This is a genomic window from Imtechella halotolerans (assembly GCF_028743515.2).
GTDB lineage: Bacteria > Bacteroidota > Bacteroidia > Flavobacteriales > Flavobacteriaceae > Imtechella > Imtechella halotolerans.
Genome location: NZ_CP117969.2, coordinates 2,674,941 through 2,698,927 on the forward strand (window position 1 = coordinate 2,674,941; position 23,987 = coordinate 2,698,927).

The 23,987-nt window shown below is 36.4% G+C and carries 19 protein-coding genes; 11 read left to right on the plus strand and 8 right to left on the minus strand.

Annotation, left to right across the window (positions count from 1 at the left end; genetic code table 11):
• Positions 1–31 precede the first annotated feature (31 nt).
• From PT603_RS11950 to PT603_RS11965, 4 genes are read right to left on the minus strand one after another with little or no spacing between them, the layout of a single operon-like run.
• Entirely contained in the window at positions 32–412 is a 381-nt protein-coding gene (locus tag PT603_RS11950; RefSeq protein WP_008236144.1) for a DUF423 domain-containing protein, read from the minus strand.
• A gap of 10 nt (positions 413–422) precedes the next feature.
• The gene (locus PT603_RS11955) at positions 423–2,462 is read right to left on the minus strand and encodes a S9 family peptidase (protein ID WP_008236142.1); all 2,040 of its coding nucleotides are present in this window, start codon (positions 2,460–2,462) and stop codon (positions 423–425) included.
• Between the two features lie 59 nt (positions 2,463–2,521).
• Positions 2,522–3,346 (minus strand): ZIP family metal transporter, encoded by an 825-nt coding sequence (locus PT603_RS11960; RefSeq protein WP_008236141.1) that lies wholly within the window; start codon positions 3,344–3,346, stop codon positions 2,522–2,524.
• A gap of 3 nt (positions 3,347–3,349) precedes the next feature.
• Entirely contained in the window at positions 3,350–4,003 is a 654-nt protein-coding gene (locus PT603_RS11965; protein ID WP_040488523.1) for a metal-dependent transcriptional regulator, read from the minus strand.
• An 86-nt stretch (positions 4,004–4,089) separates the two neighbouring features.
• On the opposite strand from PT603_RS11965, the gene PT603_RS11970 reads away from it, so the two are divergent.
• The gene (locus PT603_RS11970; protein WP_008236137.1) at positions 4,090–6,342 is read left to right on the plus strand and encodes a TonB-dependent receptor; all 2,253 of its coding nucleotides are present in this window, start codon (positions 4,090–4,092) and stop codon (positions 6,340–6,342) included.
• On the opposite strand, the gene PT603_RS11975 is transcribed toward PT603_RS11970, so the two are convergent.
• A complete protein-coding gene (locus PT603_RS11975) occupies positions 6,339–7,313 on the minus strand; it encodes a polyprenyl synthetase family protein (protein ID WP_008236132.1) in 975 nt (324 codons plus the stop codon). The two genes, PT603_RS11970 and PT603_RS11975, sit on opposite strands and share 4 nt — an antisense overlap.
• Positions 7,314–7,554: 241 nt before the next feature.
• On the opposite strand from PT603_RS11975, the gene PT603_RS11980 reads away from it, so the two are divergent.
• Genes PT603_RS11980 through PT603_RS11995 form a run of 4 tightly spaced genes read left to right on the plus strand, consistent with a single transcriptional unit; the run spans position 7,555 to position 14,216 of the window.
• Positions 7,555–8,160, plus strand: a complete 606-nt coding sequence (locus tag PT603_RS11980) for a TetR/AcrR family transcriptional regulator (RefSeq protein ID WP_008236131.1) — start codon at positions 7,555–7,557, stop codon at positions 8,158–8,160.
• A 43-nt stretch (positions 8,161–8,203) separates the two neighbouring features.
• The gene (locus tag PT603_RS11985; protein WP_008236130.1) at positions 8,204–9,517 is read left to right on the plus strand and encodes a TolC family protein; all 1,314 of its coding nucleotides are present in this window, start codon (positions 8,204–8,206) and stop codon (positions 9,515–9,517) included.
• Positions 9,518–9,530: 13 nt separating this feature from the next.
• A complete protein-coding gene (locus PT603_RS11990) occupies positions 9,531–10,694 on the plus strand; it encodes an efflux RND transporter periplasmic adaptor subunit (protein WP_040488522.1) in 1,164 nt (387 codons plus the stop codon).
• A gap of 6 nt (positions 10,695–10,700) precedes the next feature.
• Positions 10,701–14,216 carry an efflux RND transporter permease subunit gene (locus PT603_RS11995; RefSeq protein WP_008236128.1) on the plus strand — a complete coding sequence of 1,172 codons (3,516 nt, stop codon included), beginning with the start codon at positions 10,701–10,703 and terminating at the stop codon, positions 14,214–14,216.
• Positions 14,217–14,265: 49 nt separating this feature from the next.
• Here PT603_RS11995 and PT603_RS12000 read toward each other — a convergent pair whose 3' ends face one another.
• Complete coding sequence (locus PT603_RS12000) at positions 14,266–14,622, minus strand: toxin-antitoxin system YwqK family antitoxin (protein WP_008236127.1); 357 nt, start codon at positions 14,620–14,622, stop codon at positions 14,266–14,268.
• 292 nt (positions 14,623–14,914) lie between these two features.
• On the opposite strand from PT603_RS12000, the gene aspS reads away from it, so the two are divergent.
• The 4 genes from aspS to PT603_RS12020 all read left to right on the plus strand — a co-directional run bounded on the left by aspS (position 14,915) and on the right by PT603_RS12020 (position 19,029).
• Complete coding sequence (gene aspS, locus PT603_RS12005) at positions 14,915–16,669, plus strand: aspartate--tRNA ligase (RefSeq protein ID WP_008236126.1); 1,755 nt, start codon at positions 14,915–14,917, stop codon at positions 16,667–16,669.
• Positions 16,670–16,712: 43 nt separating this feature from the next.
• Positions 16,713–18,503 carry a chloride channel protein gene (locus tag PT603_RS12010; RefSeq protein ID WP_040488482.1) on the plus strand — a complete coding sequence of 597 codons (1,791 nt, stop codon included), beginning with the start codon at positions 16,713–16,715 and terminating at the stop codon, positions 18,501–18,503.
• A gap of 15 nt (positions 18,504–18,518) precedes the next feature.
• Positions 18,519–18,755: a hypothetical protein gene (locus PT603_RS12015; protein ID WP_040488521.1), complete on the plus strand. Its 237-nt coding sequence runs from the start codon at positions 18,519–18,521 to the stop codon at positions 18,753–18,755.
• Between the two features lie 79 nt (positions 18,756–18,834).
• Positions 18,835–19,029 (plus strand): cold-shock protein, encoded by a 195-nt coding sequence (locus PT603_RS12020; protein ID WP_008236121.1) that lies wholly within the window; start codon positions 18,835–18,837, stop codon positions 19,027–19,029.
• 57 nt (positions 19,030–19,086) lie between these two features.
• On the opposite strand, the gene PT603_RS12025 is transcribed toward PT603_RS12020, so the two are convergent.
• Positions 19,087–19,536, minus strand: a complete 450-nt coding sequence (locus PT603_RS12025; RefSeq protein ID WP_008236120.1) for a nucleoside deaminase — start codon at positions 19,534–19,536, stop codon at positions 19,087–19,089.
• A 143-nt stretch (positions 19,537–19,679) separates the two neighbouring features.
• Between PT603_RS12025 and PT603_RS12030 the strand changes: the two genes are divergently transcribed.
• Together PT603_RS12030 and PT603_RS12035 are read left to right on the plus strand one after the other, a co-directional pair.
• Complete coding sequence (locus PT603_RS12030; protein ID WP_008236119.1) at positions 19,680–21,461, plus strand: 1-deoxy-D-xylulose-5-phosphate synthase; 1,782 nt, start codon at positions 19,680–19,682, stop codon at positions 21,459–21,461.
• 14 nt (positions 21,462–21,475) lie between these two features.
• Positions 21,476–22,498: a DUF3078 domain-containing protein gene (locus PT603_RS12035; protein WP_040488481.1), complete on the plus strand. Its 1,023-nt coding sequence runs from the start codon at positions 21,476–21,478 to the stop codon at positions 22,496–22,498.
• Here PT603_RS12035 and dgt read toward each other — a convergent pair.
• Entirely contained in the window at positions 22,495–23,838 is a 1,344-nt protein-coding gene (gene dgt, locus PT603_RS12040) for a dGTP triphosphohydrolase (RefSeq protein ID WP_008236117.1), read from the minus strand. The two genes, PT603_RS12035 and dgt, sit on opposite strands and share 4 nt — an antisense overlap.
• Positions 23,839–23,987 lie beyond the last annotated feature (149 nt).

Sequence of the window (23,987 nt, forward strand, 5' to 3'; positions counted from 1 at the left end):
ATTCAGGAACTAATTGTGGTTGTAGTTAATCCTAGTTGCTAATAAAAGTAAAGGCCAATAATGTCCATCCTAACGTCAGTAATAAGCCTCCTAACGGAGTTATTGGTCCTAGCCATTTCCATTTCTTTCCAAACGCGCTACTTAGACATAACCCGTAAATACTGAATGAAAATAGTAGAGTACCTATTATAATTAAATAAGCTACTGTTTTTTCTATTGAAGTTTCGAAGGAAAGAGTAATGCTTATTAAAATAAGTAAAAGGGCATGATACATTTGATATCGAACCCCTGTTTCAAAACTTTGTTGAAGTTCTGGGGTGAAAACCTTCTTTAAAGCATGAGCGCCAAAAGCACCCAATACAACAGCCAGTACCCCAAATAAAGCACCGGCTGTTTGTGTGAGTTGTATCATAGTTGAATTGTTATTTTTCTGTTATACGATATTTATCAAACCAGGCCAACGTATGTGACACTTGTGTAATCATGTTGCTAGGTCTACGAGCGATATCATGTGAAGCTCCAGGAATTTCTACCAATACCGTTTCTTTTTTACGAAGTTTAAGCGCGTGATATAATTGCTTAGCTTCGCTTGGAGGTGTTCTAAGGTCATCCATTCCGACAATAATCATTGCGGGGGTTTCCATGTTTGCTACTAAAGAGATGGGAGAAAAGTTCCAGTATCCTTCAACATTTTCCCAAGGCTGACCTGGCATACGGTAATTGGCGTAACCATAATAGTTGTCTGCCACTAAGGTTTTACTAATCCAATTAATAACTGGTTTTGCAACTACGGCTGCTTCAAATCGGTTGTTTTTTCCTATAATCCAAGCTGTCATTATTCCACCTGCACTTCCACCTGTTACATACAAGGCATCTTCATGAGCAATACCTTTTTTAATGAGCTGATCAACACCATCCATTACATCATTGTAATCCTCTCCGGGATAATTGTTATATAACAAATTGGCAAAAGCTTCTCCATAGCTTGTGCTACCTCTAGGATTAGGGTAGAAAACAATATACCCTCCAGTTGCATAAAGTTGCATTTCGGCTGAAAAACGATCTCCATAATTTAGAATAGGTCCTCCGTGATTTTCAACCATCATTGGGTATTTTTTTGTGGCATCATAATTTGGAGGATATACTATCCATCCCTGTAGTTTTCGCCCGTCGACAGAAGAAGTGTACCACATTTCTTCAACCTTTCCAAGTGTGCGGTAGGCAAGAAGGTCCTCATTAAGTTGAGTCAGTAACTTTGGTTCTGAATTTTTTCCAGAAATTACAGCAATATCGGCTGGCCTGCTAGGAGTAGTATGAGTAAAAACAATCATTCCATTTTGAGATACACTAAAAGAGCCGGAAGGGTAGGGTCTTCCAATAGATGTACCTCCAATATTATCTGCTAATTTGGTAATTTTTCCATCTATAGTGATATGACCTATTTTTGTGTTGCCAAATTCATCATAGGAGAAGTAAAGGCCTGTACTTTTTGGATCCCAAATTAGGTTGCTCATTTCACGGTCGAAATTTACACTTATGGCTCGGGAGTTAGTTCCATCGGGATTCATGAAATGTAAATGAGCAATCTGATGAGCCTGTACTTTATCTTCATAGCTTAAATAAGCTACTATTTTACCATTGGGTGCAATCTGAGGGTTGTAGTCAGGTCCCTTCTGAGAAGTTAAGGTTTCAATTTGTCCTGAGTTGGTGTGTACTCGATATACTTCACTGTTTATATAATCGTATTCCCAATCTTTGCTTCTATTAGCAGAAAAATATATATAATTCCCATCAGAGCTCCAAGATAGGTTACCACCATGATTGAAATCTCCAGAAGTGAGCTGCCTAGGTGACCCGCCATCCGCAGGTAGTGTAAAAATATGTGTATATCCTGGTGTAATATAGCCAGAACCATCAGCCTCATGTTTAAGCCTATCCGTAATTCGGGGAACATCTGCCCATTGCGCTCCTTTTGGTTTTGCTGGCATTTTTGCAATAACTGGAGGAGCCTGTGCTATTTTCATAGTAAATGCAAGCTTTGTTCCGTCCGGAGACCAAGTTATAGAAGAAGGGCTGCCTTCCAGTCGTGATATTCTAGCTAATTTGCCACTATCTACCCAATAGAGATAAATTTCAGAACCTTGATCTGTAGGGCTAATAAATGCGATACGATCTCCTTTTGGGGACCAAATTGGTGAGGATTCAGATACTTCGCGATTTGTAAGTTTCTGATGTATACTTCCATCTGTCTTCAGTAGCCATAAATTGCCAATAGATTGATCCTTAAGAATGTCAAATCCCATTCTTCTGTAAACAATATAGTCTCCGTAAGGAGCTATTTGTGGATCAGAAGCATATTCTAATTCATAAACATCTAAATAAGAAAATGCAGGTGCAGTATGTTGTGCGGAAAGCTTCAACATGCTGATAAACAATAGGGCAATAAGACTTTTATAACGCATGATAGTGTTTTTTTAAGAATTCCTAAACTTAGGAATAAAAGCAAAACGGAGCAAGCTTCTTAACCTAATGCAACATCCAGGGTCATCATGACAAGAAATCCACCTATAAATCCTAATGTGGCGATATCTGTATACTTGTCTAATTGAGTTTCAGGGATAACTTCTTCGACTACAACAAATATCATAGCTCCTGCTGCAAATGCAAGAGCATATGGGAGTATCGGAGTAAAAAAAGTTACAGCCAAAGCTCCAATTACCCCAGCAATGGGTTCCACAATTGCGGATAACTGTCCATAGAAAAAGCTTTTTTTTCTGCTAACACCCTGACGTCTTAATGGCATGGAAACTGCTACTCCTTCTGGAAAATTTTGAATTCCAATTCCGATTGCTAAAATTACGGCCCCAGCAATAGAAGCTTCGGGGATTCCGGCAGCTACACCTCCGAAAAGTACTCCAACCGCAAGTCCCTCAGGTATGTTGTGTAGGGTGATGGCCAAAACTAAAAGAGTAGTACGGTGCCAATTGGTTTCAACTCCTTCCGTTTCGCTTTGTTTGAAGTTGATATGTAGATGGGGGAGGTATTTGTCTAAGGCAAATAAGAAAAGCGCACCAAGACCAAACCCTACAGCAGCAGGGATAACTTTAGTGAACCCTTCTCCATCACTCATTGCAATGGCGGGAGCTAATAGACTCCAGAAACTTGCCGCCACCATTACTCCTCCAGTGAATCCAAGCATACCGTCAAGTACACTTCGCTTCATGGTTTTAAAGAAGAATACTAAAGAAGCTCCTAATGCTGTTACCAGCCAGGTGAAAGTAGTGGCAATTAAAGCACCAATTACGGGATCTACTTTTTCGAAGAATGATATGATTGAGTCAAACATGGATTAGTTTTTTTTAATATAGAGGTTACCGGCTGCCATGGCAGAAAGGTTAATCGATTGTCCGTGTAGTAGTATTTGAATGGAATGGTCAAAAGGTTCTTTTGAAAGTACCTCAATTTCGTTTCCTAAGGCAATTGATAATTTGTCAAGGTATTGCAAGAATTCTTTAGATGAATTTTTGACACCTACGCAGATACCTTTATCTCCAACTTGAAGATTACTTAGTAATACTTTTGCTGTGGTTTGTAGATGTCCGTTTTTGTCAGGTATTGGATCACCATGAGGATCAACTTTTGGAAAGCCAAGCAAAGCATCAAGTTCGGCTACTAATTTTTCAGATTGGATATGTTCTAGTTGTTCTGCTACCTCATGTACTTCATCCCATGAAAAGTTAAGTTTTTCAACTAAGAATACTTCCCAAAGACGATGTTTTCGGATCACTTTAAGAGCATGAAGCCTTCCTTTCTCAGTCAGTTGAACTCCTTGGTATTTTTTATAATTAACCAATTCTTTTTCTGAAAGTTTCTTTAACATATCCGTTACAGAGGAAGCCTTGGTGTCCATTTCTTCTGCAATAGAATTCGTTGGAACTCCATCATTTTTGTCTTTAGCAAGATGAAATATCGCCTTTAAATAATTTTCTTCAGATAGTGTCATTGTTTTCATAAGTGCAAAAATACATTTTTATTTGTAAAAACAAATTTTTAGCTTTGTCTAAAAATAAATTTAATACATTCAAAAAAATGAAATATATCTGTCTATTAATTGGACTTATAGGAGGAATGGCTTTTGCCCAAAAAGGTAAAGTGATAGGATATGTGGTTTCCAATGAGGATCGATTGCCTTTTGCCAATGTATATATTTTAGGTACTACTATGGGGGCCATTACAGATGAGGATGGGTTTTTTGAGATTTTGGATGTGCCCTATGGAAACTATATTCTTCAAGTTTCTTTTACTGGATACAAAACTGAAAGGTTGAAAATTACTGTTGGTAAAAATGCAGAGTCATATTCCATTATATTGGAGGAAGATACAATGTTAGATGAAGTGGTAGTCTCAGGTACAATGAAAGCAGTAAGTCGAATGGAGAGTGCCGTTCCCGTGGAAGTATATAGTCCTGTTTTTTTAAAGAAAAACCCAGTGCCTAATATTTTTGAGTCCTTGCAATTGGTTAACGGTGTTAGGCCTCAATTGAATTGTAATGTGTGTAATACTGGTGATATTCATATCAATGGATTAGAAGGACCTTATACAATGGTACTTATTGATGGTATGCCTATAGTAAGTGGTTTGTCAACAGTATATGGGCTTTCTGGCATTCCAAATTCTTTGATTGAACAGGTAGAAATTGTGAAAGGACCAGCTTCTTCTTTGTATGGTAGTGAAGCTGTGGGCGGACTTATTAATATTATTACACGTCATCCAGATCATGCACCCACTTTTTTTGCAGACCTTAATCAAACTTCCTGGGGAGAATTAAATGTAGATGTGGGGACTAGCTATTCTCTTGGTGATAAAGCAAGAGGTTTACTAGGTATAAATACGTATTATTACAACATTCCAATTGATAACAATCAAGATAATTTTACTGATGTGACGCTCCAAAAACGAGTGTCCTTATTTAATAAATGGAGTTTTGTTCGACACAAAAATAGGTTGATGAACCTAGCAGCACGTGTTTTTTATGAAGACCGATGGGGAGGAGAAATGCAATGGAAAAAGAAGTATAGAGGAGGTAGTGAAATTTATGGGGAAAGTATATATACAGCAAGATATGAATTACTGGGCAATTATCAATTACCTGTTAAGGGCAAGTGGCTATTCAGTTTTTCCTATACCAATCATGACCAAAACTCTGTCTATGGAGATGTTAAGTATCTTGCAAAGCAACAAATTGGATTTGGACAACTTACTTTGGATGCCAATTGGGAAAAACACGATCTTTTAATGGGACTGGCTTTGCGTTATCAATATTACAATGACAATACTCCAGCAACTTTTCTTTCGGCAGATAAGGTATGGCTTCCGGGGCTTTTCTTGCAAGATGAAATTACACTTTCTAATTCTCAAACTATTTTAATTGGTAATAGGTTGGATTATGATTCAAGACATGGTTTTATTTATACACCTCGATTGGCCTATCGTTGGAAACCTGATCAAGAAACCGTTTTAAGGATAAATGCTGGTACAGGATTTAGAGTTGTAAATCTATTTACTGAGGAGCATGCGGCATTAACAGGATCTAGAGAAGTAGTGTTGGCTGAGGAGTTGCATCCAGAAAAGTCCTATAATTTAAATGTCAATTTCTTAAAGAAAATATATTCAAAAAATGGTTTTGTTGCCACTTGGGATTCTTCCGCATGGATTACGTATTTTACCAATGTAATTCTGCCAGATTATGATGTACATCCTAATAAAATTATATATGCTAACTTGGATGGACATGCTATTTCAAAAGGAATCAGCTCCAATCTAGATGTGATGTTACCTTTTGGGTTAAAGGGTACTTTAGGTGGGACAATTCAGGATGTGAGTAGTACAAGGAATGGTGTAAAATCTAAGCAAATTCTTACAGAGCAATTTTCTGGGACTTGGGCTTTGACGTATACAATTCAACCCTGGAAACTTAGTGTTGATTATACAGGAAATTTATATGGCCCGATGCGTTTACCTCTTTTGGGAGACTTAGATCCAAGACGTGCTAATTCTCCGGTTTGGAGCATACAAAATGTACAATTCACCTGGAAAGGGATTCCAAAAATTGAAGTATATGCTGGAGTTAAGAATTTACTCAACTGGACCCCAAATAAAGGGAATCCTTTTTTGATTGCAAGGGCTCATGATCCATTTGATAAGCAAGTGCTTTTTGATAACGAAGGAAAGGCGATACCAACATCAGATAACCCATATGCGCTTACCTTTGACCCTGGATATGTATTTGCTCCAAATCAAGGGATTAGGGGGTTTTTTGGGCTTCGTTACACGGTTAATTAAACGGAACGATTCATGAGGCTAGTTCCAAAGTCACGAAGAATGTTTTTTTGGCTATCTGCAATGGATAAAGTATCTAATACTTCAAACGCGATTGTTGTATAGCGTGAAATTTCAGTCCTTGCGAAATCTGCCGCGCCACTTGTTTGGAAAAGCTCTTTAACTCGGGTGATTTTCTCTGAAGCATCATTAGGGTGAATATCAAATAAATGTATTAGCTGTTGTCTATCTGCTTCTTCAAGAAGCTCACAGGCTTTAAGGTAGAGGAGGGTTTTTTTATTTTCAATTATGTCCCCACCTATTTGTTTTCCAAAAGTTTCAGGGTTGCCAAAGGCATCTAAATAATCATCTTGAATTTGGAACGCAATACCTAGATTAAGACCGAAGTTATAAATTGCTTCTTGATTTTTTTTGGAGGTACCGGCTATAATAGCTCCCATTTTCAGAGCAGCTGCTACCAGGACTGCGGTTTTGTATTTTATCATTTGAAGGTATTCAGCAATGGTTACATCTGTACGAGACTCGAAATCTACATCGTATTGCTGTCCTTCACAGACCTCAATAGCAGTTTTACTAAATAGTTTAGACAATTGCGCGAAAGTATCAGCTTCATAGGATTCAAGCAATTGGTAAGCCATAATAAGCATGGCATCTCCAGATAGGATTCCTGTATTTATATCCCATTTTTCATGTACGGTAGGTTTCCCTCTACGTAATGGAGCTCCATCCATTATATCGTCATGTACCAGAGAGAAATTATGAAAAACTTCAATAGCCAAGGCTGCATCAAGGGCTTTTTCTGATTGTCCTCCAAAAATATCCGCGCTCATGAGACTTAGTATTGGACGGAGTCGTTTTCCACCCAATTGCAGAATGTATTCAATAGGCTCGTATAAATTCCGAGGTTCTTTTTGAGAAATTTTGCTAGAAAGATGCATCAAAAATGCATTTTGGTAGTCTTCTAAATGAGCCATTATTTTTTTTGGCTAAAATACCATAATTCTAAGGAAATGGAAAGTGACCATGTGCGTTAAATTATTGTAAAAACTTTGGAAACTATTTTTGTGTTTAAAGTTTCCTGTTGTACATTTGCACTTGCATAAATTTAAAAGAATTGTAAGGCAATAGAACAAATCAATGCTCTCATTGCAACGAAACAAAAAATGTCTAGTGCTTTAATGATTTAATTTTTAGGTAAATATTGAATTTTAACAAGTGAAAGAAAAAATTTTACAATATGCGGCTGATAAATTTCTAAGTCATGGTTTCAAAAGTGTAACCATGGATGATATTGCATCGGAAATGGGTGTGTCAAAAAAAACTTTATATCAGCATTTTAGTAATAAAACAGCATTAGTTAAGGAGACGGTTACTTTTGTGATGAGCAATATTAACTGCAACATAGATTTGCTCAGACAGGAAGGGATCAATCCTATTAGTGAGTTATTTAAAGTGATTTCCTTAGTCCAACATACCTTGAAGGATGAGAAGAGTTCACCTCAATTTCAACTTATGAAATATTATCCTAAGATTTATAATGCGGTTAGACAAGAACAGTTTTTTATCATTGAACAATGTATAGGGGATAATATCAGAAGGGGTATTCAGCAGGGGATATATAGAGAAGATGTTGATATTTCATTGGCAACACGATTTTATTTCAACGGAATGATGGAATTAAAAAACAGTGATATTTTTTCACCTCAACAATATCACATGCCTGTACTTATGACCTCCTTTTTAGAGTATCATGTACGGGCTATTGCTACAAGCAAGGGAGTTAAAATTTTGGAGGATATATTAAAAGAACGAGAATCATAATAAATACATCAATCAATAAACCAGTATGAAAAAACGCTTGATTATGACACTATTTATTGGTGTCTCTATAAGTTCTATGGCGCAGCAGCAGTATAGTTTTTCGCTAGAAGAGGCTGTGACTTATGCCTTGGAAAACAATCGGTCAGCTAAAAATGCAGAACTCGATGTTGAGGCGGCTAAAAAACAGAAATGGGAGACTACATCTATGGGGCTACCACAAATTAGCTTAAATGCAGATTATAATCATTTTTTAAAACAGCAAGTTTCACTAATTCCTGCAGAATTTTTCGGTGGAAATCCTGGTGAGTTTGCGGAAGTTGTATTCGGTACTAAGCAAAGTGCATCCGCAACGGCCACTCTTAACCAATTACTTTTCGATGGGTCCTATTTAGTCGGATTACAATCGGCTAAGGTTTTTCTTGAAATTTCAAAGAATGCTAAGATTAAAACAGATTTAGAGGTTAGAAAATTGGTAGTTAATGCATATGCAAACGTGTTGCTAGCAGAAGAAACAATTGCTGTATTGGAAGGTAATAAGGCAATTTTAGAACGCAATGTTTCTGAAACTCAGAAAATAGTTGAAAATGGTTTTGCAGAAGAAGAGAATGTAGAACAATTGCAAATAACATTGGCTAATATTTCCAATTCACTTAATAATACTCGGCGACTTCACACGCTTTCTATAAAAATGTTCAATATTACTTTAGGGCTGCCATTGGATGAAAAGGTTGCACTTAAAGATAATCTAAACAACTTAGTACTTATAAATGCCAATTCGGATTTATTAGAAAGTGAGTTGATTATAGAAGAAAATATTGACTATAAAATTGCTGAGAACAATAAACGCTCTCAAGAGTTGCTCCTTAAATACGAAAAAACCAAAGCTTTACCTACATTAAATGCGTTTCTTAATGGGGGCTATCAAGGGTATAGTAATGAATTTACATTTTTTGATAGGGATCAAAAATGGTTTGGTACTTCTTTATTTGGTTTAAGTATGAATGTTCCGATTTTTAGTTCGCTTGGAAGGACTGCCCGTACTCAACGAGCTAAAATTGAATTTGAAAAAGCTAAAACCGATTTGACTGAAGCGGAGCAAAAAATTCAATTACAATTTCAAGCTGCCAAAAGTGATTACCAGTTTTCAATAGAACAGTACCAAACGTTAAAGAAAAACCTAGAATTGGCAGAAAGAATTGAATATAAAAATCAGATTAAATATTCCGAAGGATTGGCCAGTAGTTTTGATTTAAGACAGGCACAAACCCAACTTTATGCAGCTCAGCAGGAATACCTTCAATCCATTGTTGAGGTGCTTCTTAAAAAGGAAGAACTTAATGCAATCATTAATAACTAAACAACCATTCATCATGAAAAAACAATATAGCTTATTAGTCCTTTCATTGCTTTTAATGGCATGTGGAAGTGATAAGAAGAAATCAGTTTCCGATATTATCGAAAATGGCAATTTGGAAGAATTACGATTTAAAAGAGCTGAATTAGTATCAGACTCAGATGTATTATTAAATGATATTGCTTCTATCGATAAAGCAATTGCTGAACTTGATACCGTCCATAAATTAGCACTTATTACCACCTTTAAAGTGAAGGATACGCTTTTTAATCATTACTTAGAGTTACAGGCAACTGTTCAAACTAAGGAAAACATTTTGTTAAATGCAGAATATGGAGGGGTGTTACAGCAAATTTATGTTACTAAAGGGCAACAAGTCCGTCAGGGGCAATTACTAGCTAAGATAGATGATGGAGGATTAAGCCAACAGTTAGCTCAATTACAAATTCAAGCAGATTTATCAAAAACTACTTATGAGCGCCAAGCAAAACTTTGGTCACAAAAGATAGGCTCTGAAATGCAATATTTACAAGCAAAATCAAATTTTGAAGGGCAACAAAAGGCTGTAGTGCAGCTTCAACAACAATTGGCTAAAACGACACTTACGGCTCCATTTTCAGGTACAATAGATGACATTATAATAGAACGTGGTAATGTGGTAGCACCTGGCATGGCTATTATGCGACTTGTTAATTTACGTAATATGTATTTAGAGGCCGATGTTCCAGAGAGTTATATAGCTAATGTCCGCAAAGGAACTGAAGCTTTGGTTGATATCCCTACATTGCCTGAGACTCTAGTTACGACTATTAATCAAGTAGGAAATTACATTAATCCAAATAACCGTTCCTTTAAAATTGAGGTTCTGTTGTCAAATAAAGAAGGGCTTATTAAGCCAAATCTTACAGCTAAAGTGAAAATTAAAGATTACAGTAATCCAAATGCAATGCTTATTCCATTAAGTGTTATATCTGAGAATGCGGATGGTGAACAATATGTGTATTTGGCTAAGGATAACGGTGAAAATGTGTATGCATTAGCTACAAGAGTGATTATTGAGACAGGTAAGGCTCAAGGTGATTTCATTGAGGTAGTTAATGGAATAAAGGTAGGTGATGCCATTATATATGAAGGTGCTCGTACTGTTAAAGAAGGACAAAAAGTATCGGTTTTAAACTAAGAAATAATGAGTAGTAAGACCAATAAAGAATTCAAGCTCGCCTCATGGGCTATTGATAATAAAAATACCATCTATGTGATGATGGGGTTATTCTTCGTGGTTGGACTTTCTGCATATTTTAATATGCCAAGAGAAAGCTTTCCAGAAGTAAAAGAAACTAAAATATATATAAGTACACCTTTTCCTGGCAATACCGCAGAGGATATAGAGCGTCTCATAGTAGACCCGTTAGAAGATCGATTAAAAAACGTAAGCAATGTGGTGGAGGTTACCTCTACCTCTCAAGAAGATTACGGGATTATTATCGTTGAATTCGATGAGAACATTTCTGTGGATGCAGCAAAACAAAAGGTAAAAGATGAAGTGGACGGTGAAAAAGCAAGTGAAGATTGGCCTACTTTCAATGACGCTAAAGTTGAGCCAAATGTATTTGACTTAAATTTTTCGGAAGAGTTTCCGATTCTTAATATCAATATTTCGGGTGATTATCCCGTATATAAGCTTAAAGAATTTGCGGAATATTTGGAAGACGAGATAGAAGCGCTACCTGAAATTAAGCAAGCCGATATTCGAGGTGCTCAGGAAAAAGAAGTCGAGGTTGCAGTTGACATTTATAAAATGATGGCTGCCAAAGTGAGTTTTGATGATATTATTAATGCGATAAGAGGTGGAAATGTAACTATGTCCGCTGGTAATATGATTGCTAGTGGTCAAAGACGTACCATCCGTATTTTAGGAGAAATAACAAAACCCACTGATTTAGAAAATTTTGTGGTTAAATCCCAAGATGGAGCTGTTTACCTTAAGGATTTGGCTCAAGTTACATTTAAGGATAAGGATAAAACCACCTACGCTCGTGAGTTAGGACAGGGAGTAGTGATGTTGGATGTGAAAAAGAGAGCCGGGAAAAATATGGTTGAAGCCGCGGAAAAGATAAATGCTATTGTTGAAAAAGCAAAAACAGATGTTTTTCCAGGTAATTTATCAGTGACAATAGCTAATGACCAATCAGCCAAGACGATCAACCAAGTAGATGATTTGGTGAATAATATCATATTTGGAATTATTTTGGTGGTTACAGTATTAATGTTTTTCCTTGGCTTTAGAAATGCATTGTTCGTAGGGTTTGCTATTCCCATGTCTATGTTTATGTCATTTATGATTCTTAATGCACTTGGATATACACTTAATACAATGATTCTCTTTGGTCTTATCATGGGACTAGGTATGCTCGTTGATAATGGTATTGTGGTTGTAGAAAATGTATATAGACTCATGGATAAGGAAGGGATGAGTCGTATTGAGGCGGCCAAAAAAGGAATTGGTGAAATTGCCTATCCTATTATTATATCTACGTTAACAACAGTCGCAGCATTTGTGCCACTGGGAATGTGGCCAGGGGTGATGGGAGAATTCATGATATTTTTTCCAATTACACTTTCTGTGGTATTAGGGTCTTCACTTTTTGTAGCTATTTTTATTAATTCCATGATGGTTTCTCAATTTATGGAAGTTGGTGATAAGGAACTTACTAAAAAACAATTAATACGCTTATCTGTCATTTTAGGTGTAGTGGGTGTTTTTGTTTTGATATTTGGTGGTGAAATGAGTGGACTGGGAAGTCTTATGTTAGTGACGGCTGTGATGTTTTGGGTATATAAGTACGTATTGAAGAAAATGGCAGTTCGTTTTCAAAACGGGTTATTAGTAAGGATGGAAGAGGCTTATGAGCGATCACTACGTTTTGCCCTTAAGGGGAAAGTACCTTATTTATTAGTAGGAGGAACTGTTTTATTGTTAGTGGTTGCTATGATGGCCTTTGGCGCTTCTATAGAAAAAGGACGTACCGAAGTAAACTTTTTTCCAGATAATAAGCCTAACCAGATTATTGTTTATATTGAATATCCTCAAGGGACCGATATAGAAAAAACAAATCTTATTACAAAGGATATAGAAAAAAGGGTGTACGCGGTATTAAATGATGATCAGTATCTTGATGGCTCCTATAATTTCATGGTAGAATCAGCTGTTTCTCAGGTAGGAGAAGGTGCAGGGAATCCATTTACTGATGGGGGTTCCTCTGCTGAGATGCCTCATCGTGGAAAAATTACTGCTACTATGAGGGAGTATAAATTTCGAAGAGGAGAGGATTCCGAAGAAATGCGTGCAAAAGTGCAGCAGGCTCTTAAGGATATCTACCCAGGTGTAGCTATTTCTGTAGAGAAAGATGCAGTAGGCCCTCCAGTAGGATACCCAATTAATATTGAAATTACTGGTAAAGATTATACGGAGTTAATCGTTACTGCCGAGCGAATGCGTGATTTTATTAATGGTAAAAACATTCCAGGTATAGATGAACTTAAGATTGACGTAAATAAGGATAAACCAGGAATGGAAGTAACTATCGACAGAGCTAAGGCAGGAGAGTTAGGAGTTTCTGCAGGACAAGTTGGTAATCAGTTGCGTCGTTCTATTTTTGGCGAAAAGGCAGGTACATTCAAAGAAGGGGGTGATGATTATGATGTGTACGTTCGATTTAATGAAGATAACAGATACAATCCTAGTGCATTATTTAATCAGAACATAACTTTTAGAGATCAAGCCACAGGAAAATTAAAGGAAATTCCAGTTTCTGCAGTGGCCTCACATAAAAATACCTCTTCATACAGTGCAATTAAGCATAGGGATCTTAATAGGGTGGTTGTGGTATATTCTGCTTTATCTCCAGGGTATACGGATGCCGCTGCCATTGTGAAGCAAATTGAAGCTGAAATGCGGACATTTGATGCCCCAAATGACATTAAATTTGATTTCACGGGACAGATCGAAGAGCAAAATAAACAAATGTCATTTTTAATGGGGGCTTTGATGACTGGACTAGGATTAATCTTCTTTGTGTTAGTGTTTCAGTTTAATTCCATTATTAAACCTAGTATAATAATGGTTGCGGTATTCTTAAGTTTTATTGGGGTTTTTCTTGGACTTATTCTAACTGGTTGGCCATTTGTAATTATGATGACAATGATGGGGATAATTTCCTTAGCGGGTATTGTAGTAAATAATGGTGTTGTGTTACTTGATTATACTCAGTTACTAATTGATCGTAAAAAAGAGGCTATGGGAATACCACTTTCTGCAAAGATTGCTAACAAATATGTAAATGAGGCAATTGTACAAGGAGGAAAGGCCCGTCTAAGACCAGTATTGCTTACCGCCATAACAACTGTTTTAGGCCTTATTCCTCTGGCTATAGGTTTTAACATAGACTTCTTCTCATTGTTCGGATCATTTGATCCAAAAATTTACTTTGGGGGAGATAATGTTATTTTCTGGGGACCCCTAGCGTGGACAGTAATATTTGGGCTAATTTTTGCTACGTTCTTAACCTTAATTGTAGTGCCAGTGCTTTTTTACCTATCTAATAAGTTTGTGAATAGGTTTGGTGATGTTTTCGGTGATGAAACAGAATCACCTGCATATGAGGAAGAAATTCCAATGCCAGAAATGTTACCTAAGAATTAACCATAAAAAAACCCGAAGTCATGACTTCGGGTTTTTTTTAAAGTATTTTTTATTGATTATTGCTTACTAAAGGTTGAGAGTTTTTCCACTGATTAACAGCAGCAATACGGCTATCATTGTAATCAACTTCACTTAAAATATCTTGGTTCCAAAAAAACCACTTACCAACTTTTACACCTGCATTGTATTGTCCAAGTGCTATTTTTTTACCTTGATTGTTATAAGCAATCCATTCTCCATGCGGTTTGCCATCTTTATAAAAACCTTGTTGCTGAACGGTACCATTTTCAAAATAATAAGTAGCTTTTATAAGAGTTCCTTCTTTTTCAAGAACAGGTTTTTGTTGAGCAGTAACGGCAATAACAAAGGCGAAAATAAAGGTTAGTGAAATTATTGAATTTTTCATAGCAGTATAGGTTTAAGGTACAACATTTAATTCATCTGTATAACAAATATACGATTTATTTACACTTAGTAAACTTTTAGGTAACATTAAATTAACATTGAAAATGTAATAAACATGTATTCAGTTATTTATAATCTTGTTTTGATTAAAAATTTAACATTGGCCATAGTATCATAGGGTATATAGTAAAGATTTGATATTTTTTTGGTATTCTACTTCGATTATCGCTATATCGGTGTCACTAGTTGTAGATATCTTTCTAAATTTGCACTTCAATAAACGATTTAGAATCATGTATAGAACACATACTTGTGGTGAGTTACGCGCAGCAAATGCAGGCCAGGTTGTAACACTGGCTGGATGGGTACAAAAAACGAGAGATAAAGGATTTATGGTATGGGTTGACCTACGAGATCGCTATGGAATTACTCAATTGATTTTTGATGAACAACGTAGTTCTCAAGCTGTTTTTTCTCAGGCGAAGGACCTTGGTCGTGAGTATGTAGTTCAAGTTATTGGTACGGTTATAGAACGAGAATCTAAAAACAATAATATAGCCACGGGTGACATAGAAATTTTGGTTTCAGAGCTTACGGTTCTTAATACCTCCATGGTGCCTCCATTTACAATTGAGGATGACACCGATGGAGGAGAGGATATTCGGATGAAGTATCGTTACCTTGATATTCGTCGTAACCCAGTACGAAATAGTTTGATGTTTAGACATCAAGTAGGGATGGAGGTTCGTAATTATTTATCGAGGGATGGGTTTATTGAAGTTGAAACACCTTATTTAATTAAATCAACTCCAGAAGGGGCACGTGATTTTGTGGTGCCGTCTCGTATGAATGAAGGGCAGTTTTATGCCTTACCGCAGTCCCCTCAAACCTTTAAGCAGTTATTGATGGTAGGTGGTATGGATAAATACTTCCAAATTGTGAAGTGTTTTAGGGATGAGGATTTACGGGCTGATCGTCAACCTGAATTTACTCAGATTGATTGTGAAATGGCCTTTGTAGAGCAAGAAGATATTTTAAACACTTTTGAGGGACTTACTAGGCATCTTTTAAAAACATTAAAAGGAGTGGAGGTAGCTGAATTTCCTCGGATGACATATGAAGATGCAATGAGGCGCTATGGGAATGACAAGCCAGATATTCGTTTTGGAATGGAGTTTGGAGAATTAAATGAAGTGAGTCAACATAAAGATTTTCCAGTATTTAACAGTGCTGAATTGGTAGTTGGAATTGCTGTTCCAGGTGCTGCAGAGTATACACGTAAGGAAATAGATGCCTTAATTGATTGGGTTAAGAGACCTCAGATAGGTGCTTTAGGAATGGTGTATGTAAAATATAATTCTGATGGGACACTTAAGTCCTCCGTTGATAAATTTTATGATCAAGAGGATTTAGCCAAATGGGCGACGGCTACTGGTGCTAAACCTGGAGACTTAATTTGTGTGCTTTCAGGTACTAAAAATAAGGTGCGTAACCAATTAAGTGCATTGCGAATGGAAATGGCGGAACGTCTTGGATTAAGAAAGCCTGATGAATTCGCTCCCTTATGGGTTGTCGATTTTCCATTATTAGAGTGGGATGAAGAAAATGCTCGATACCATGCAATGCATCACCCGTTTACCTCCCCTAAGCCTGAAGATATTGAGTTGTTAAAAACTGATCCAGGTGCAGTAAGAGCAAATGCATATGATATGGTTCTTAATGGGAATGAAATTGGTGGAGGATCGATACGTATTCATGATAAAGAGTTGCAAAGTAATATGTTCTCTTTACTTGGCTTTACAGAGGAACAAGCTGAGGCTCAATTTGGGTTCTTAATGAATGCTTTTCAATATGGTGCACCACCACATGGTGGATTAGCCTTTGGGTTTGATAGACTAGTTGCAATACTTGGAGGACAAGAAACCATCAGAGATTTTATCGCTTTCCCTAAAAATAATAGTGGAAGGGATGTTATGATTGATGCTCCTGCTGCAATTGATAAAGAACAGTTAGAGGAATTACACATACAATTGAATATGAAAGCTTAATAAAAAAATCCCGAAGACATTCGGGATTTTTTTAACTTGCAATATGCCACATAAAAAATCATTACTTAGCCGCTTTCTGATTTGGAGAGCCAAACATATACCGCAAAAGCAGTTTTTGTATATGCTTAGTGTTTTGGTTGGTTTTACGTCCGGGCTAGGCGCTGTTTTTCTAAAAAACTTAACGCATTTCTTTCAGCATTTACTTGAAGGAAATTTAGTGCGATATTACCATCATGCTTTTTATTTTGTATTTCCTATCATAGGGTTATGGTTTGTATACTTTATTATGAAGTATGTCTTGCGTAATAAAGTGAGTCATGGAATTCCTTCCACATTATACGCTATTGCCAAACGGAAGGGAATTATGAAGCAATATCAAATGATAGGTTCTATACTTACAGCGCCTATAACAGTAGGATTTGGAGGATCAGTTGGACTTGAAGGGCCTACTGTATCTACTGGTGCAGCGGTGAGCTCTAATATTGCTCGCTTGTTTCATATGAATCAAACCACCCGAACTTTACTTATTGGATGTGCTGCTGCCGGAGCACTTTCTTCTATTTTTAAAGCACCGGTTGCGGCTATTGTTTTTGCTATCGAGGTATTTAGTCTGGATTTAACATTAGCGTCCTTACTTCCTTTGCTTTTGGCATCATTATCTGCTATTATTACATCCTATTTCTTTTTTGGAAATGATATACTACTACCTTTTAGGATTGAAGATAATTTTACCATTAAAGATGTGCCATTGTTTATGATTTTGGGCCTAGTTGCTGGTATTGTCTCTATTTATTTTACAGAGGTATACGATCGGATTCAAAGTTTTTTTGATAAAATTGAATCGCCTATAAAACGATTGTTGATAGGAGGAGTAGGACTCGGAGTATTGGTTTATTTTATACCACCATTATATGGTGAAGGGTTTGATGTAATTAATAGTATAATTCAGGGAAATCCTGAAAAGGCATTAGAAAACAATATCTTTAGCTTGGATCCATCTAAAACCTGGGTTGTACTAGTTTTATTGGCTGGGTTGGTTCTGTTTAAAATTGTAGCCAGTAGTTTAACTTTTGGTGCTGGAGGTGTCGGAGGTATTTTTGCACCAACCCTTTTTATGGGGAGTATAATGGGCTATGTGGTTGCAAAATTTCTGAATCAGTTTTCTTTATTTCAACAGTCGGTTTCTGAAAGTAATTTTGCTTTAGTAGGTATGGCTGGGCTTATGGCAGGAGTACTTCATGCCCCTCTTACAGCTATTTTTTTGATTGCAGAAGTAACGGGCGGTTATGAACTTTTTATACCGCTAATGATTACTGCGGCTATTTCATTTGCAATTACCAAGAAGGTTCATCCACATTCAGTGTATACTATGGAGTTAGGAAGAAGAGGAGAGTTAATAACTCACAATAAGGACCAGTCCGTATTGACTCTGATGGATATGGAATCGGTGATTGAGAAAAATTTTATACCTGTTTTTCCAAGTATGGATTTAGGGACTATTGTACAACAAGCCATAATTAAATCTAACAGAAATATTTATCCAGTTGTAAATGAGAAAACCCAAGCTCTTGTTGGGATAATTTTACTAGATGATTTAAGACCTATAATGTTTGATCAATCACTTTATAATGAAGTACTAGCCCAAGACATTATGCAGGACCCTCCTCAACTAATTTTTCTAGGAAAGGATAAGATGGCTGATGTAATGAAAAAGTTTCAGGATAGTGGTGCTTGGAATTTACCTGTTATTAAAGATGGGATGTATTATGGTTTTATTTCCAAATCTAAAATGCTCACTGTTTACCGAAGAAAGCTTATTACCTTTACAAATTAAAAAGTAGAAATGATTATGAAGCGAATTATTCAATTGATAACGTTATGTATTGCGGTGAGTTTGTTAATTGGTTTTTATTACAAGAATTCTGGTGATGTTGTTACGGGTGATAGAATTATCGGATTGTCTGTTTTAGCAACAGCTTTTGTCTTAATGCCTGTGTTTATTTATCATAGGTATAAGAATAAGAATTTGAAAGATTTTCAGCTTTTTAAAAGCCAAGATTCTGAAAAAGATGTTGAAAATCAATAATTTTTATCAAATAAATCACCTTAAGAGTATGTTTTGTATGTAATTAAAACATACATTTGCTGTATTAATAATTATTTACATGACAGGTACAGTTAAATTTTTTAATGAATCTAAAGGTTTCGGATTCATTACAAACGAAGAAACCGGCAAAGACATTTTTGTGCACGTAACAGCACTTAAGGGTGTTGAGCTTAAAGATGGAGACAAAGTAGAATATTCAGAAGAAGAAGGAAGAAAAGGATTGGTTGCAACCAATGTGCAAGTAATCGGATAAAAGATATATTTTATTTTTGTAGTGCTAAACGTCAACTGAAAAGTTGACGTTTTTTTATTAATTTAAATTTCGTTTCTCAATAAAAAAACGTTTCATCAACATAGATGCTTCTTCTTCCAGAACTCCGCCCACTATTGATGTTTTTGGATGAAGCGTAGTGCCCATAGCACCACATCCTCGTTGGGCATCTTTAGCACCATATACAATTTTGTCAATTTGACTCCAATACAAAGCTCCCGCACACATCTGACATGGTTCAAGAGTTACATATAAAGTACATCCTTTTAGGTATTTACCTCCCAAGAAATTAGCAGCAGCAGTAATGGCCTGCATCTCTGCATGAGCAGTTACATCAGTCAAGGTTTCGGTTAAGTTGTGTGTACGGGCAATAATACGGTTATCAATTACGATAACGGCACCTACAGGGATTTCTCCTTTGTCAAAAGCAGCCTTGGCCTCTTCAAGAGCTTTTTTCATAAAGTAGGTGTCATCATAGGGAGTAATCATACAAGGATAAAGTTTGTCGTAAAAATACGATTTACTCTCGTACTTTTGTATTGTAAAATAAGTAGCTGTAGTTAAAGTTAATTGAGACGTAGCTGTAAGTTCCTCATTTTTAATTTTTATAAATTCTAATGAAGTCATAATCAATGTACTATTCCTTGTTGTCAAATATTGAAACACCTAAAGATTTGCGAAAACTAACAGAGGCGGAGTTGCCTCAGTTGGCTAAAGAATTAAGGCAGTTTATAATTGATATTGTGTCAGTAAAGGAGGGTCATTTGGGGGCTAGTTTAGGTGTGGTCGAACTAACGATTGCATTACATTATATATTTAACACTCCGATTGATGAATTGGTGTGGGATGTAGGACACCAAGCCTATGGGCATAAAATTCTTACCGGAAGAAGAGATCAATTTCATACGAATAGGCAATTAGGTGGTATTAGTGGATTTCCTAAGCGAAGTGAGAGTCAATATGATACTTTCGGGGTGGGTCATTCGTCAACTTCTATTTCCGCAGCACTAGGAATGGCTATCGCTTCTCAGTTAAATGGAGCCTACAATAAAAAACATATAGCAGTGATAGGAGATGCTTCTATTGCTAGTGGAATGGCATTTGAGGGGCTTAATCATGCAGGTGTTACTAATGCAAACTTACTAATAATTCTAAATGATAATGCAATAGGAATCGATCCTAGTGTTGGTGCTTTAAAAGAGTATCTTACCGAAGTAAAAACCAACAAGAGACTTGCAAGACATAATATTATTAAAGCTTTAAATTTTGAATATACTGGTCCAATTGATGGACATGATTTTGGTGCATTAATTAAGGAGTTAAAACGTTTAAAGAAATCTAATGGGCCACAATTTCTGCATGTTGTGACAACCAAGGGTAAAGGACTTCGTCAAGCGGAAGAGAATCAAGTAAAATACCACGCACCAGGTAAGTTTGATAAATATACTGGGGAATTGGTTCCTTCTGAAGGAGATCCTAAACCTCCTAAATATCAAGATGTATTTGGTTATACCTTGGTTGAACTAGCCTCTCAAAATGAAAAAATTATTGGGATTACTCCAGCAATGCCAACTGGTAGTTCCCTTAAATATATGATGGAGGCCTTTCCAAACAGAGCTTTTGATGTAGGTATTGCTGAACAACATGCAGTTACCTTTGCTGCAGGTATGGCTACACAAGGGATGGTTCCTTTTTGTAATATCTATTCTACATTTTTGCAGCGAGGATATGATCAGGTAATCCATGATGTAGTTCTTCAAAGGCTACCTGTAATTTTTTGTTTGGATAGAGCTGGGTTGGTAGGTGAAGATGGTGCAACTCACCACGGTGTATTTGATTTAGCCTATTTGCGATGTATACCTGATATCATAATTTTTGCCCCACGAAATGAAATGGAATTGAGGAATATTATGTACACTGCGCAAAAGGGCCTTGCCTTACCCATAGCAATTAGGTATCCAAGAGGTAGAGGAATTACCCTTGATTGGAAGCGGCCTTTTGAAGAAATTCCTATTGGAAAAGGTGAACAACTTCGATTTGGCAAGGAATTTGCAGTCTTGAGCGTCGGTACAATAGCGAATAACGTTTCAGAAGCAATTGAGAAATCGGGTTTCACAAATCATTTCTCACATTATGACATGAGATTCGTTAAGCCAATTGATCATGCATTGCTTTCTCAAATTTTTAGAACGTACCAAACTGTAATTACTGTTGAAGATGGTGTGGTAACTGGGGGCTTTGGAAGCGCAGTAGTGGAGTTTGCTGCTGGGCAAGGATTTAAAGGGAAGCTTGTCATGATGGGTGTGCCTGATCGATTTATTGATCAGGGTTCGGTGTCTCAATTACAAGAAATATCTGGAATCAGCGTTGCTGCTATAGTTGCCGAGTTAAAAAAATGTATATCTGACCAATAGAACTTGTAACCGTAATGAAGAAACTTCTTTTATGTGTAATGCTACTGAATGCCGTTTGGCTAACGGCGCAAAATAAGAAATTAAGAACTAATCGTCAGTATGTAGTGACTTCTTCTCTAGATGTGAAAGTGGATACTACACTAGTAGTTCAGACTTTTAAACGTATTGAAAGAGAGCAGTCTAAATGGCGGAAATATAACAGACTGGGAATCAACCTTAATGAAGTTGCCTTTGTGAATTGGAATGCTGGTGGAAATAATTCCGTTTCTGCCTTAGCCAATGCTTCTTTTAGGAGGCGATATGTTGCACGAACTTTTTTCTGGAACAATGAGTTATTGATTCGTTATGGAATTAATGCCCAAGAAGGACAAGAAATTAGGAAAACGGATGATGCACTTATTTTCAACTCTACATTTGGGCATCGCAAAAGTCAGTTTTCCAACTGGTATTTTTCTTCAAAATTGAATTTCCTATCTCAATTTAGTAATGGTTATAATTATCCAAATCGAGATGTCCCAAAATCTCGCTTTATGGCTCCAGGGTATTTATTCTTGGGAGCTGGTACTGAATATGCACCTCGAAAGGAGGATTTTTCTCTTTATATTTCCCCAATAACTTTAAAATCAACCTTTGTTCTTGATCAACGGCTAGCAAATAATGGAGCATTTGGTGTTGACAAAGCTATATATGATTCGGAGGGTAATATTATAAAGGAAGGGAAAAATCATGTAGGAGAGCTTGGTATACTGATATCAAGTACATGGCAAAAAGAGATATATAAGAATATGCATTTTAGTAACCGGGTAAGTCTATATACTGATTATTTAAATAGCTTTGGAAACGTAGATGTCGACTGGGAGATGAACCTAAACTTGGTGGTCAATAGTTATGTGCGTGCGAATATTGGAGCACACATTAAGTATGATGATGATGTTAAGTTTAAAGAAGGTTTAGACCCTTTAGGGAATACCTATCGTTATGGTTCAAGAATTCAATTAAAACAAGTCCTTGGTGTCGGTGTCACTTACGCGTTCTAAAGTGCCGCTCCTCTTATTTTATTGTTTAATTCAACAGCTTTACTATCAGTAAGGCTTGCAACATAACAAGCAATATTTAATATTTTATGGTATATTGTGTCTTCTACATTAAGATATTTTTCTGGAATTGTTTTCAAAACTAAAGAATCGAAATTGCTGCTATGTCCCTGGTTTTTACCTAGTATTGCTGTACAGTAGCAATCTAATAGATTTTGTAGTATAGCATAACCTGCAATTTCTTTTTCGACAACTTCTCTAGAGCGATATATGCGATCAACACTGAGTTTGATGATATCATCTATTTGAGCTTTATATTGGCTTTTGGCTAATAATGAAACTTGAAAGTTGCCTTTTAAAATATCGTCCTCGTATTTCATGAAAATAGCACAAGCGTCTGATATAAGAGTGTTAATGGCTAATGCACGAAGGTATCCTAAGCGATCTTCACGGGTAATTAATGTGCTATATTTTTTTCGGTTAATAGATTTTTCAACTAATTTAATAAGATATTCCAAGGCATAGTCTTCTGGAATCAATCCAAGATTGATGCCATCCTCAAAATCTATAATTGTATAACAAATATCATCCGCAGCTTCAACTAAAAAAGTAAGTGGGTGTCTGGTATAGCTAATGTTATTGCCTTGACGTGTTTCTAATAATCCTAATTCTCTGGCAACTTCCTCAAATATTGTTTTTTCTGATTGGAATACACCATATTTTTTATCTGCTATGTGATTTGTAGGTTTTTTAGGGAGTGATTCTTTAGGGTATTTCATAAAGGCACCTAAAGTGGCATAGCTTAAACGAAGTCCACCATCAATTCCTTTTCGACTTTCAGTAACAATTTTAAATCCATTTGCATTTCCTTCAAAATCACATAAATCTTGATACTCCTTTTGAGTGAACATGTTTTGAAATCGTTTCCCATTACCAATACTGAAATACTCTCCAATTGCTTTTTCACCACTATGACCAAAAGGAGGATTACCAATATCGTGAGCCAAAGCAGCAGCAGCGACAATGGCGCCAAAGTCGTTAAACTGGTATCCGTGTATCTCTCTTAAATAGGGGTGCTTTGCTAGAATCTCTTTTCCAACGGTACGTCCTAAACTTCTTCCTACTACCGAAACCTCAAGACTATGGGTAAGTCGTGTATGGACAAAATCCGTTTTTGAGAGGGGAATTACTTGAGTTTTATCTTGTAAACTTCTAAAAGCTGAAGAGAAGATAACTCTATCGTAATCGACTTCAAAGCCTAGGCGTGTCTCGTCTTGTTCAATTCGTAGGCGTTTATGAGTGTCGCCATATCGTTTTAATGATAAAAGTTGTTCCCAGTACATGTAGGTTATTTTGATTGCAATATAGAACGTTTTTTAAAAGCTAAGGTAAAATTGATAACAAAATCAATTAACATTTAGATAATGTTGATGCAACATTGCACTAACTTTTTCATCATAGATATTTAACAAAGAGGTAACTACTGCTTTAC

Excerpts from the sequence above, each read along its gene's own strand:
- aspS (WP_008236126.1), top strand. The coding sequence starts at position 14,915 with ATGTATAGAACACATACTTGTGGTGAGTTACGCGCAGCAAATGCAGGC.
- dgt (WP_008236117.1), bottom strand. The coding sequence starts at position 23,838 with ATGTACTGGGAACAACTTTTATCATTAAAACGATATGGCGACACTCAT.
- PT603_RS11955 (WP_008236142.1), bottom strand. The coding sequence starts at position 2,462 with ATGCGTTATAAAAGTCTTATTGCCCTATTGTTTATCAGCATGTTGAAG.
- PT603_RS11990 (WP_040488522.1), top strand. The coding sequence starts at position 9,531 with ATGAAAAAACAATATAGCTTATTAGTCCTTTCATTGCTTTTAATGGCA.
- PT603_RS12015 (WP_040488521.1), top strand. The coding sequence starts at position 18,519 with ATGAAGCGAATTATTCAATTGATAACGTTATGTATTGCGGTGAGTTTG.
- PT603_RS11975 (WP_008236132.1), bottom strand. The coding sequence starts at position 7,313 with ATGGCTCATTTAGAAGACTACCAAAATGCATTTTTGATGCATCTTTCT.
- PT603_RS12035 (WP_040488481.1), top strand. The coding sequence starts at position 21,476 with ATGAAGAAACTTCTTTTATGTGTAATGCTACTGAATGCCGTTTGGCTA.
- PT603_RS11985 (WP_008236130.1), top strand. The coding sequence starts at position 8,204 with ATGACACTATTTATTGGTGTCTCTATAAGTTCTATGGCGCAGCAGCAG.
- PT603_RS12020 (WP_008236121.1), top strand. The coding sequence starts at position 18,835 with ATGACAGGTACAGTTAAATTTTTTAATGAATCTAAAGGTTTCGGATTC.
- PT603_RS12025 (WP_008236120.1), bottom strand. The coding sequence starts at position 19,536 with ATGATTACTCCCTATGATGACACCTACTTTATGAAAAAAGCTCTTGAA.
- PT603_RS12010 (WP_040488482.1), top strand. The coding sequence starts at position 16,713 with ATGCCACATAAAAAATCATTACTTAGCCGCTTTCTGATTTGGAGAGCC.
- PT603_RS11970 (WP_008236137.1), top strand. The coding sequence starts at position 4,090 with ATGAAATATATCTGTCTATTAATTGGACTTATAGGAGGAATGGCTTTT.
- PT603_RS11995 (WP_008236128.1), top strand. The coding sequence starts at position 10,701 with ATGAGTAGTAAGACCAATAAAGAATTCAAGCTCGCCTCATGGGCTATT.
- PT603_RS12000 (WP_008236127.1), bottom strand. The coding sequence starts at position 14,622 with ATGAAAAATTCAATAATTTCACTAACCTTTATTTTCGCCTTTGTTATT.
- PT603_RS11960 (WP_008236141.1), bottom strand. The coding sequence starts at position 3,346 with ATGTTTGACTCAATCATATCATTCTTCGAAAAAGTAGATCCCGTAATT.
- PT603_RS11950 (WP_008236144.1), bottom strand. The coding sequence starts at position 412 with ATGATACAACTCACACAAACAGCCGGTGCTTTATTTGGGGTACTGGCT.
- PT603_RS12030 (WP_008236119.1), top strand. The coding sequence starts at position 19,680 with ATGTACTATTCCTTGTTGTCAAATATTGAAACACCTAAAGATTTGCGA.
- PT603_RS11965 (WP_040488523.1), bottom strand. The coding sequence starts at position 4,003 with ATGACACTATCTGAAGAAAATTATTTAAAGGCGATATTTCATCTTGCT.